The organism is Alkalihalobacillus alcalophilus ATCC 27647 = CGMCC 1.3604 (assembly GCF_000292245.2).
Lineage (GTDB): Bacteria > Bacillota > Bacilli > Bacillales > Bacillaceae_D > Alkalihalobacillus > Alkalihalobacillus alcalophilus.
The window spans coordinates 1-10,379 of record NZ_ALPT02000116.1 but is presented as its reverse complement, the minus strand read 5'-3'; the positions used below and the strand labels follow the sequence as shown (position 1 = coordinate 10,379).

Here is a 10,379-nt window from a genome sequence, read left to right as displayed (position 1 = left end):
TAGGGTTCGAATCAAGGCGAATAGGTAATGAAAAACACGAGCTGACCAAATTACGGTGCGAAAAAAAGTGAATAGGTAATGAAAAGCCCAATCTGTCCGAATTAGGGTGCGAATCCAAGTGAATAGGTAATGAAAAGCCCGCTCTGTCCAAAATACGGTGCGAATCCAAGTGAATAAGTAATGAAAAGCCCGCTCTGTCCAAAATACGGTGCGAATCCGATCTAACAACTAATGAACCCCACGCTGTGTCCCAATTAAGCTGCTAATAATCTCGAATAGTACCTCCATCCTACCCACTAAAGTCATATTTTGATTTTATCTATTATTTTTCGGGAAATAATGGCTTGAAAAAGTAGAAATTCAGTCATATTTTATCGTTTTTTCGATTCTATTAGCTATTACCTGTTTTCATTTGTAAGTTTGTGGTATGTTTAAAGAGAGATGAGAGTTGGAGGCGTGAATTTATGGTTATCGACATACTAAAAACGATTGGAATTGCCTTTGGTAGTTTTTTTAGTAATCCACTTTTGTATATTGGTTTAATCATTATTTTATTAGTAGCAAATAACAGAATATCAAAAGAGAGACAGTCCTTTCATACGAGAGTATATAGTCGAATGGCAGATTTTGTGCTTCCGTTTTGGCCAAGTATTTTAGCTGGAACTTTGATTTCGCTCGTAACTATTGCACTTGGAATCATTGTAAACATCCCCTTTTTGGTTTTAATTGCCGGGCTCTATGTCCTTTTGGCGCTTACGACTAAAATACGCTGGATTACTCCGGTGAATGTGTTAGCCCTAACGATTATTATTTTAGCTGTAGAGCCTTTGGTTAGTGGACCAAGTAGTTTAATGGATATGTACGAAGTGGTTTCAGATGTCTCGATTGTGTCTGTTTTTGCCCTGCTTAGTTTACTATTATTTGTTGAAGGTTTTTTAATTTTAAGAAATGGTGGAAAATATACGTCCCCTCGATTAGAGAAAAGTAAGCGTGGAAAATGGATTGGGATTCATAAGCAAAAGCGCCTTTGGATTGTACCGGTCGTTTTATTTATACCAAATGGGCTTATCCCTACATTCGAGTTTTGGCCAGTCCTTACTGTGGGGGAAATGACGTTACAACCGGTCATCGTTCCATTTTTATTTGGACTGCAATATGTGATTAAGTCGGCGTTGCCGGAATTCGCGATTAAATTAATTGGGAGAAGAGTGCTCCTTTTAGCGACAGGAAGTATCCTCTTTGTCGTTATTGGTTATTTCTTTCCAGTGGTTGCCGTTATTGCCGCTGTTGCTATGATGGTCACTCGTGAATGGTTGATTGCTTCTCTGCAATCAAAGGAAGAGCAACATTCAAAGTATTTTACGGAACTGAAAGAAGGTTGTATTATTTTAGGGGTGTTACCGGGAAGCCCTGCTGAGAAAATGAACTTACAGGTAGGAGAAACAATTTCAAAGGTAAATGGGCGAACGATCCAAAATCAAGATCAGTTTTACAAAGCGCTGCAAGCCAACTCGGCCTTTTGTAAATTAGAGGTGCTTGATTATGCTGGAGAAGTACGCTTTGCACAGGGAGCTCTTTATGTTGGAGAGCATCATCAGCTCGGTGTTTTGTTAGTTAAAACGGAACAAACTTTGCAGGATTCAGTCATTTGACCAATTTTTAGCTCCTGTCTATCATAAACTAAAAAATAAAGGAGCTCGTTTTTTATAATGGAATGGGGTCTCGTTTTAATAGCTCCACTACTATTAACGATTATTTTGACAAGAGTAAGCTTTAGTCTTGTTGGGGCAACCATTGTTACGTGGATGATTTTAATTTTTGCAGTGAGAGTACACGAAATGCCGTGGTACCTCCTATTGATAAGTATTGTTTCATATATTATTGGATTATTGCTTTCACAAAAAGTGTTAAGGAAAAAGCCTGGAATGTAGAAGAGTCGCATAGTACGGCTCTTTTTCTTATTCCTGCAGAAGGAATTCGTTTGAGTATGGTAAAAAAGGGAAGAATAAAGAAAAGAGGCGAATTATGTGACAACATATGTTCGTTAAAAGTAGGATCATGATTGAAAATTATGGTATACTGATAGTAAGAGCGTTTGTTCGTAAAGGAGGGGTTTCGTTGGATAATAAATTCGAATTAGTATCCGCTTATCAACCTAACGGGGATCAACCTGAGGCGATTAAGACTATCGTGAACGGGATTAAAAATGGAGAGAAGCACCAAACATTATTAGGAGCTACAGGAACAGGGAAAACATTTACTATGTCGAATGTCATTCAAGAAGTGAATAAACCGACCTTAGTCATGGCCCACAATAAAACGTTAGCGGGTCAACTTTATAGTGAGTTCAAAGAGTTTTTTCCTAATAATGCTGTTGAATACTTTGTCAGTTATTATGATTATTATCAGCCAGAAGCGTATGTACCTTCCTCTGATACATACATTGAGAAAGATGCGAGTATTAATGATGAAATTGATAAATTACGTCACGCTGCAACAAGTGCATTATTAGAAAGAAATGATGTCATTATTATTGCAAGTGTTTCATGTATTTATGGTTTAGGTTCTCCTGAGGAATATCGTGAAATGGTTGTTTCTTTACGAACAGGTCAAGAAATCGAACGAAATGAGTTATTACGAAATTTAGTTGATATTCAATATAACCGAAATGATTTGAATTTTACTCGCGGGACGTTCCGTGTTCGGGGAGACGTAGTTGAAATTTTTCCAGCTTCTAGAGATGAACAATGCGTTCGTGTCGAGTTTTTTGGCGATGAAATTGACCGGATTACTGAAGTGGATGCTTTAACAGGAGAAATCAAAGGCGACCGAAATCATATCGCCATTTTTCCAGCTTCTCACTTCGTTACCCGTGAAGAAAAATTAAAAAAAGCGATTGTTAATATTGAGAAAGAGCTGGAAGAGCGTCTAAAGGCACTTCACGAAGAAGGCAAACTTCTAGAAGCGCAACGATTAGAACAACGGACAAGATATGATATTGAAATGATGGCTGAAATGGGCTTTTGCTCAGGGATTGAGAATTATTCAAGACATTTAACCTTAAGGGAAGCAGGTGTCACACCTTATACATTGATCGACTTTTTCCCAGAGGATTTTTTAATCATTATGGATGAGTCTCATGTATCGGTGCCACAAGTTCGTGGAATGTATAATGGCGACCGAGCTCGAAAAGAAGTCCTTGTTAATCATGGTTTCCGCCTCCCATCGGCTCTTGATAATCGTCCTTTAAAATTTGAAGAATTTGAACAGAAAATGAATCAAGTTGTTTATGTTTCAGCGACGCCGGGTCCATATGAACTGGAGCATACACCAAAAATGGTTGAGCAAATTATTCGTCCTACTGGATTACTTGATCCGATTATTGATGTACGTCCGATTCAAGGACAAATTGATGATTTAATCGGGGAAATTCGTTTACGAACGGAGCGAAATGAACGGGTGCTTGTGACGACGTTGACGAAAAAAATGTCAGAGGATTTAACCGATTATTTAAAAGAGCTCGGAATAAAGGTCAATTATCTTCATTCAGAAGTGAAAACTTTGGAACGAATTGAGATTATTCGTCAACTTCGCCTTGGAACCTATGATGTTTTAATCGGAATTAATTTATTAAGAGAAGGATTAGATATACCTGAAGTTTCGCTAGTGGCAATCTTAGATGCAGATAAGGAAGGATTTTTACGCTCAGAACGTTCGTTAATTCAAACGATTGGTCGGGCAGCAAGAAATGCCGATGGTCGTGTTATTATGTATGCCGATAAGATTACTAATTCAATGAAAATTGCTCTTGATGAAACGAAACGAAGACGTACGATTCAAGAGGAATTTAATCAAAAGCATGGCATTACACCAGCAACGATTCAAAAGAAAATTCCAGATCTTATTAAAGCCACCCATGTCGCGGAAGATGAAGAGAGCTATAAAGATCATGCACCAAAAACAAAATTAAGCAAAAAAGATAAAGAAAAAATGCTTGCAAACCTTGAAAAGGAAATGAAAGAAGCAGCCAAGTCGTTACAGTTTGAGCGAGCTGCTGAATTACGAGATTTAATATTAGAATTGAAGGCGGAAGGGTGACATTCGATGGCATTAGAAAACATAGTGGTAAAAGGGGCACGTTCTCATAATTTAAAAAATATCGATGTGACGATTCCGCGCGATAAATTAGTCGTTTTGACAGGGTTGTCGGGTTCTGGAAAATCATCGTTAGCGTTTGATACGATTTATGCAGAGGGGCAAAGGCGGTATGTTGAATCATTATCGGCCTATGCCAGACAGTTTCTTGGACAAATGGATAAGCCGGATGTTGATACAATTGAGGGGTTATCCCCAGCGATTTCGATTGATCAAAAAACAACATCAAAAAATCCACGTTCAACGGTCGGTACAGTAACGGAAATCTTTGATTATTTACGCTTATTATTTGCTCGGATCGGACATCCTGTTTGTCCTAAGCATGGGATTGAGATATCTTCCCAAACAATTCAACAAATGGTTGATCGTTTAAAAGAGTTTCCTGAGCGGACCAAGATGCAAATTCTAGCCCCGCTCGTTTCAGGACGAAAAGGAACACATGTCAAAATTTTTGAAGATATTAAAAAGCAAGGTTATGTTCGGGTTCGAGTTAATGGAGAAATGCGTGAAGTTGCCGAGGAAATTGAATTAGAAAAGAATAAAAAACATACGATTGAAGTAGTTATTGATCGGATTGTGATGAAAGAAGGAATTGAATCTCGATTAGCAGATTCATTAGAGACGGCTCTCGGTTTAGCGGACGGACGTGTCTTAGTTGATGTCATTGATGGGGAAGAATTGTTGTTTAGCCAACATCATGCATGCCCAGAGTGTGGCTTTTCGATTCCAGAATTAGAACCGAGAATGTTTTCTTTTAACAGTCCGTTTGGAGCATGCTCAAAATGTGATGGACTCGGAGTAAAATTGGAGGTTGATTTGGAACTTGTGCTTCCAGATCGCTCTCGTTCATTAAATGATAATGCGATTGCCCCTTGGGAGTCAATTAGTTCACAGTATTATCCACAATTATTAGCATCAGTTTGTGAGCATTATGGCATTGATATGGACACTCCAGTTAACGACCTACCTGAGCATCAACTAGATAAAATTTTATACGGAAGTGGCAAAGAAAAAATCTATTTCCGCTATGAAAATGAGTTTGGTCAGATACGTGAAAATCAGATTTTATTTGAAGGTGTTGTGAACAATGTTTCTAGACGTTATCATGATACGAGCTCTGATTATGTTCGTGAACAGATGGAAGGCTATATGGTGGAAAAAGCTTGTCCTACATGTAAAGGTTATCGTTTAAAGAAAGAAATGTTAGCTGTTTTTGTTGGAGAAAGGCATATCGGTCAAGTTACCTCTTTATCTGTTAAGGACGCGTTAAGATTTTTTAAAGAGTTAGAGTTAAGTGATAAAGATCAGGCGATTGCTCGGTTGATTTTAAAAGAAATTGAGGACCGATTAGGCTTTTTAAACAATGTCGGGCTTGATTATTTGTCTTTAAGCCGTTCGGCTGGTTCCTTATCTGGTGGAGAAGCGCAACGGATTCGGTTGGCTACCCAAATTGGTTCCTCTTTGATGGGCGTTTTATATATTTTAGATGAGCCTTCAATTGGCTTACATCAACGAGACAATGATCGTTTAATTGAAACACTTGAATACATGCGAAACTTAGGAAATACGTTGATTGTGGTTGAGCATGATGAAGATACGATGCTTGCGGCAGACTATATTATTGATATTGGTCCTGGTGCTGGGGTTCATGGTGGTTTTATCATTGCTGAAGGAACACCAGAAGAAATTATGAACGACGAAAATTCTTTAACAGGGCAATATTTATCAGGGAAAAAGTTTATCCAGCTTCCTGAAAGTCGTCGAGAGCACGATGGCCGTTACTTAAAGGTTAAAAAAGCGACTGAGAACAACTTACAAAATGTGTCCGTTGACTTTCCACTTGGTCAATTTATCGCGGTCACAGGTGTTTCAGGATCAGGAAAAAGTACGTTAATTAATGAAATTGTGTATAAAGCATTGGCTCAAAAGTTAAATCGTGCCAAAACGAAACCAGGTCAGCATAAAGAGATAGAAGGATTAGGTCATATTGATAAAGTGATTGAGATTGATCAATCGCCTATCGGGCGGACACCGCGTTCAAACCCGGCGACTTATACGGGGGTCTTTGATGATATTCGTGATGTTTATGCGATCACGAATGAAGCAAAAGTTCGTGGTTATAAGAAGGGGCGCTTTAGTTTTAATGTGAAAGGCGGTCGCTGTGAGGCTTGCCGAGGCGATGGAATTATTAAGATTGAAATGCACTTCTTACCAGATGTGTACGTTCCTTGTGAAGTTTGTGAAGGAAAAAGATATAATCGTGAAACATTAGAAATAACCTATAAAGGAAAGACTATTGCTGATGTGCTTGAAATGACGGTGGAAGAAGGTCTTGAGTTTTTTGCTAATATCCCCAAAATCAATCGTAAAATTCAAACATTAGTCGATGTCGGACTTGGATATGTTCGTCTAGGTCAACCTGCAACGACCTTATCAGGTGGTGAAGCTCAAAGGGTGAAGCTTGCTTCTCAACTTCATAAACGTTCTACAGGTAAGACGATTTATATTTTAGATGAGCCAACGACCGGTTTACATGTTGATGATATTTCTCGATTGCTTCAAGTGCTTCATCGTCTTGTCGATAATGGTGATACGGTTCTAGTTATTGAGCATAACTTAGATGTGATTAAAACGGTTGATCATATCGTTGATCTAGGTCCTGAAGGTGGCGATAAAGGTGGAACTCTTGTTGCAGAAGGGACGCCGGAACAAGTAGCAGAAGTGGAAGGCTCTTATACAGGTAAATATTTAAAACCGATTTTAATTCGTGACCAAGAAAGAATGAAGCAGCAAAAAAAAGAATGGCAAAATGTATAAATCATGAAACATTTTGATTTCTCATTTCGTAACACTTATTAATAGCCTATTTTTCACTGAAGGGTACGAAAAAGCGAAGGAGTGTAAAAAATGGAAGAAAGAAAAATGATTTTAAAAATGATTGAAGATGGGAAAATTACTGCTGAAGAGGGTATTCGCTTATTGGAAGCAATGGAGCAAAAAGGGACAGAGCGTTTAGGGGAAACGAGCTCTAAAAACGAAGCAAAAGGACAATTTTTATCAACAGATGTGAATTGGGACGCTGGAGAAGAGTATCGTGAGCGTCATCGTCAAACCCAACAATCAAGCTCGTCCAATAAGCTCGCTGATTTTTTTGATACAGCAATTCAAAAGATTAAAGACATTGATTTAGATTTTAATTTTGGTTCTTCAACTGTAATTGACCATGTTTTTCAACATCGTGATGTTTCTCCGCATTCACTCGATATTTCTTTGGAGAACGGAACGGTAGATGTGAGACCATGGGATGAACCGGATGTTCGTGTCGAATGTGAAGCGAAGATTTATCGTGTCCGCGATACAGATGAAGCAAGAAAAGTGCTTCTTCAGGAAACAACTTTTTTAGTCGATGATAACAAGCTTTTATTCCATACAAAAGTAAAGACGATGAAAGTAAAAGCGATTGTCTATGTGCCGAAAACATTATTTGAACACGTGAAGTTTTATACGTTTAACGGACAAATTACTGGTGAGAAGATTTCGACGACTTCATTTGAAGCCAATACGCTGAATGGTCCGATTCAATTTTCGAATTTAAAAGCGAAAAAAGTGAATGCAGAGACGGTGAATGGTGCGATTGAATTGAGGTCTTCTAGTGCCGAATTAATTGATGCGAAGACGGTCAATGGCACTATCACCATCGATGGAAAATATCATGACGCTGATTTAGAAACAGTGAACGGCACGATTACTTATAATCTTGATCCGTTCAGTGATCCAAGCTATTTGGATGTCAAAGCAGCGACAGGAAGCATTCATTTAAGCTTCCCTGATGACGTTCGTGTCGAGGCAAAATTAAAAACAAATGTTGGTGGTTATTCTGTTCATTTACCTGAATATGAAGTGATTGAAGAGAAGAAGGATTTTGCGCAAAAGAACATTTCCTTTGTTGCTAACCAAGATGCCACTCCACGTCTAAAAGTCTATGCGATAACAAATACCGGTTCCATTAATGTAAAAGAGCGTGAGTAACTGCGTTTGGATAGATATAAAAGTTTTAAAAAAGAATAATAGGGTAATCTCTAAGTGAGGTGAGATGGATGAAACGTTTGTACAGAGACCAAGATGATCGAAAGCTAGCGGGAATTTGTGCTGGTGTTGCTAAATATTTTAATATCGATCCAACACTTGTAAGAATAATTACTGTTGCCGTATTTTTTATGACAGGTGGATTCCCAGTACTCTTCGCCTACATTATTGGTGCTTTTATCATTCCAAATGAAGGAGATTACTAAGATGAGATGGTTAATTGGACTTCTTTTAAATGCAGGATTATTAATGCTATTAGCTCAGGTTTTTGAAGGTTTTTATATTAGTGGTTTTATGGCCGCGATTATCGCTAGTTTAGTTTTATCGGTTATTAATATGATTGTGAAGCCTATTCTACTCTTTTTTACTCTTCCCATTACGATTTTAACTTTAGGATTATTCCTCTTAGTTATTAATGCTGTGACTTTATTATTGACGGCGTTTGTTATGGGAAGTTATTTTACAATCGAAGGATTTGGCCTCGCCGTTTTAGCCGCCCTTATCATTTCAATTGTGCAAACTTTTGTCATTAAACCAGTCAAAAATGCGTAATCCAAACGATAAAAAATAAAATGAGCCGACCGCCTTTATTGTGTGGTCTGGCTTTTTTTGGTTTGTGTTTGCTTAGATAAGGGTAGAAGTTCATATCGGGATTAAACAATGTGTGGCCTATGAAGAACTCTTAAATCCTGGTAGTTGTAGAAGTTTGTAGAATTTGAGCTGTTTTTCTGTCAATAGAGGACAGAATGAAGTGTTAGATTACGGAAAGGTTCGAAACTAGTCGAGTATATTGCTGTTGATGAGAGGTGGGGGAAAATAACCTATAACGGAAGGGTTGGCTACATAAATTTAGAATATATGTCTCACAGTGGTCAACAAAACGTGTATATTCCAACGAAGACGACTTCTGAAAACCACTCAATTCAACAAGAAATCCGTCAAATTGTCATTGATCCTGGTCATGGAGGGCGAGATCCAGGAGGACATAGGGGGAATGTGGAAGAAAAAGCGATTGTGCTTGATGTCGCCAAAAGAGTAAAAGATAAGCTCCTTTATGATGGGTATGAAGTGATCATGACGAGAGAAAGAGATACGTATATTTCTTTGGAAAACCGTGTAAGTGTCGCTAACGACCTTAATGCCGACTTATTTTTAAGCATACATGCGAATACCGCAAATGATAGCTCTATTAATGGAGTCGAGACACATTACATTGGTGATTCAGCCTCATTTGCCCGACTATTACAAACGACAACTGTCAATAGGGTAAATATGAATGATCGAGGTATCTTTGAGAGCCCATTTTATCATTTCCCGACAGAAGACTCCCTCTTCAATCGTGTGAAGGGCAAAGCCAAACGATAAGGGGGAGATGAATGGCGGTTGGCGGTAGCCAAAGAGATTCTTGTTAGGATATAATAAGAACATACATTCCTATCTGAGGTGAAAACAATGCTCATCAACAAAGCATACAAATTCCGTCTCTATCCAAGCAAAGAACAAGAAACCCTGATTGCTAAAACCATCGGCTGTTCTCGTTTTGTATTCAATCGCTTTTTAGGACAATGGAACGATACCTACCAAGAAACAGGCAAAGGGTTAACGTATTCTTCTTGTTCGGCTGAATTAACGCAACTAAAAAAGGAATTCGTATGGCTAAAAGAAGTGGACAGCATTGCCCTTCAATCCTCCCTGAAAAATCTTGCCGATTCCTTTACTCGATTCTTCAAGAAACAAAATAAAGCTCCACGCTTCAAGTCTAAAAAGAATCCGGTACAATCCTACACTACGAAAGTAACAAATAGCAACATTGCCATAGTAGACAACAAAATTAAATTGCCGAAACTAGGGTATGTTCGCTTGGCCAAAAGTCGTGAGGTTGAAGGACGTATTCTGAGCGCTACAGTCAGACGAAATCCAAGCGGAAAGTTCTTTGTATCCATTGTAGTCAAAACAGACGTACAGCCCTTGAAGAAAACGGAATCATCTATCGGTATAGATTTAGGCATCAAGGATTTTGCGGTTTTTTCGGATGGTCACAAGATGGACAATCATACGTTCACAGCCAAAATGGAAAAGAAATTAAGACGTGAGCAACGAAAACTTTCAAGACGTGCGTTAAATGCTAAAAACAATGG

10 protein-coding genes are annotated in these 10,379 nt (G+C 38.4%); 9 read left to right on the top strand and 1 reads right to left on the bottom strand.

Features of this window, described 5'->3' with window-relative positions; translation table 11 throughout:
* Nucleotides 1–202, bottom strand: a 202-nt coding sequence (locus tag BALCAV_RS22920; protein WP_235213152.1) for a hypothetical protein, incomplete at its 3' end; no start/stop codon positions are given.
* 262 nt (nt 203–464) lie between these two features.
* On the opposite strand from BALCAV_RS22920, the gene BALCAV_RS19605 reads away from it, so the two are divergent.
* The 9 genes from BALCAV_RS19605 to BALCAV_RS19565 all read left to right on the top strand — a co-directional run.
* Nucleotides 465–1,652: a PDZ domain-containing protein gene (locus tag BALCAV_RS19605; protein ID WP_003323115.1), complete on the top strand. Its 1,188-nt coding sequence runs from the start codon at nt 465–467 to the stop codon at nt 1,650–1,652.
* Nucleotides 1,653–1,709: 57 nt separating this feature from the next.
* A complete protein-coding gene (locus BALCAV_RS19600) occupies nt 1,710–1,931 on the top strand; it encodes a DUF2198 family protein (RefSeq protein WP_003323114.1) in 222 nt (73 codons plus the stop codon).
* A gap of 187 nt (nt 1,932–2,118) precedes the next feature.
* Nucleotides 2,119–4,098, top strand: a complete 1,980-nt coding sequence (gene uvrB / locus BALCAV_RS19595) for an excinuclease ABC subunit UvrB (RefSeq protein ID WP_003323113.1) — start codon at nt 2,119–2,121, stop codon at nt 4,096–4,098.
* 6 nt (nt 4,099–4,104) lie between these two features.
* A complete protein-coding gene (uvrA, locus tag BALCAV_RS19590; RefSeq protein ID WP_003323112.1) occupies nt 4,105–6,972 on the top strand; it encodes an excinuclease ABC subunit UvrA in 2,868 nt (955 codons plus the stop codon).
* Nucleotides 6,973–7,062: 90 nt separating this feature from the next.
* Nucleotides 7,063–8,184, top strand: a complete 1,122-nt coding sequence (locus BALCAV_RS19585; RefSeq protein ID WP_003323111.1) for a DUF4097 family beta strand repeat-containing protein — start codon at nt 7,063–7,065, stop codon at nt 8,182–8,184.
* Nucleotides 8,185–8,252: 68 nt separating this feature from the next.
* Nucleotides 8,253–8,447: a PspC domain-containing protein gene (locus BALCAV_RS19580; protein ID WP_003323110.1), complete on the top strand. Its 195-nt coding sequence runs from the start codon at nt 8,253–8,255 to the stop codon at nt 8,445–8,447.
* 1 nt (nt 8,448) lies between these two features.
* Entirely contained in the window at nt 8,449–8,793 is a 345-nt protein-coding gene (locus tag BALCAV_RS19575) for a phage holin family protein (RefSeq protein ID WP_003323108.1), read from the top strand.
* Nucleotides 8,794–9,123: 330 nt separating this feature from the next.
* Nucleotides 9,124–9,606, top strand: a complete 483-nt coding sequence (locus BALCAV_RS19570) for an N-acetylmuramoyl-L-alanine amidase family protein (protein WP_160173443.1) — start codon at nt 9,124–9,126, stop codon at nt 9,604–9,606.
* Nucleotides 9,607–9,693: 87 nt separating this feature from the next.
* On the top strand, nt 9,694–10,379 hold a 686-nt coding region (locus BALCAV_RS19565; RefSeq protein ID WP_040324272.1), incomplete at its 3' end, for an RNA-guided endonuclease TnpB family protein.

Coding starts and splice junctions, on each gene's coding strand:
- uvrA (WP_003323112.1), top strand. CDS start 4,105: ATGGCATTAGAAAACATAGTGGTAAAAGGGGCACGTTCTCATAATTTA.
- BALCAV_RS19575 (WP_003323108.1), top strand. CDS start 8,449: ATGAGATGGTTAATTGGACTTCTTTTAAATGCAGGATTATTAATGCTA.
- BALCAV_RS19585 (WP_003323111.1), top strand. CDS start 7,063: ATGGAAGAAAGAAAAATGATTTTAAAAATGATTGAAGATGGGAAAATT.
- BALCAV_RS19600 (WP_003323114.1), top strand. CDS start 1,710: ATGGAATGGGGTCTCGTTTTAATAGCTCCACTACTATTAACGATTATT.
- BALCAV_RS19605 (WP_003323115.1), top strand. CDS start 465: ATGGTTATCGACATACTAAAAACGATTGGAATTGCCTTTGGTAGTTTT.
- BALCAV_RS19580 (WP_003323110.1), top strand. CDS start 8,253: ATGAAACGTTTGTACAGAGACCAAGATGATCGAAAGCTAGCGGGAATT.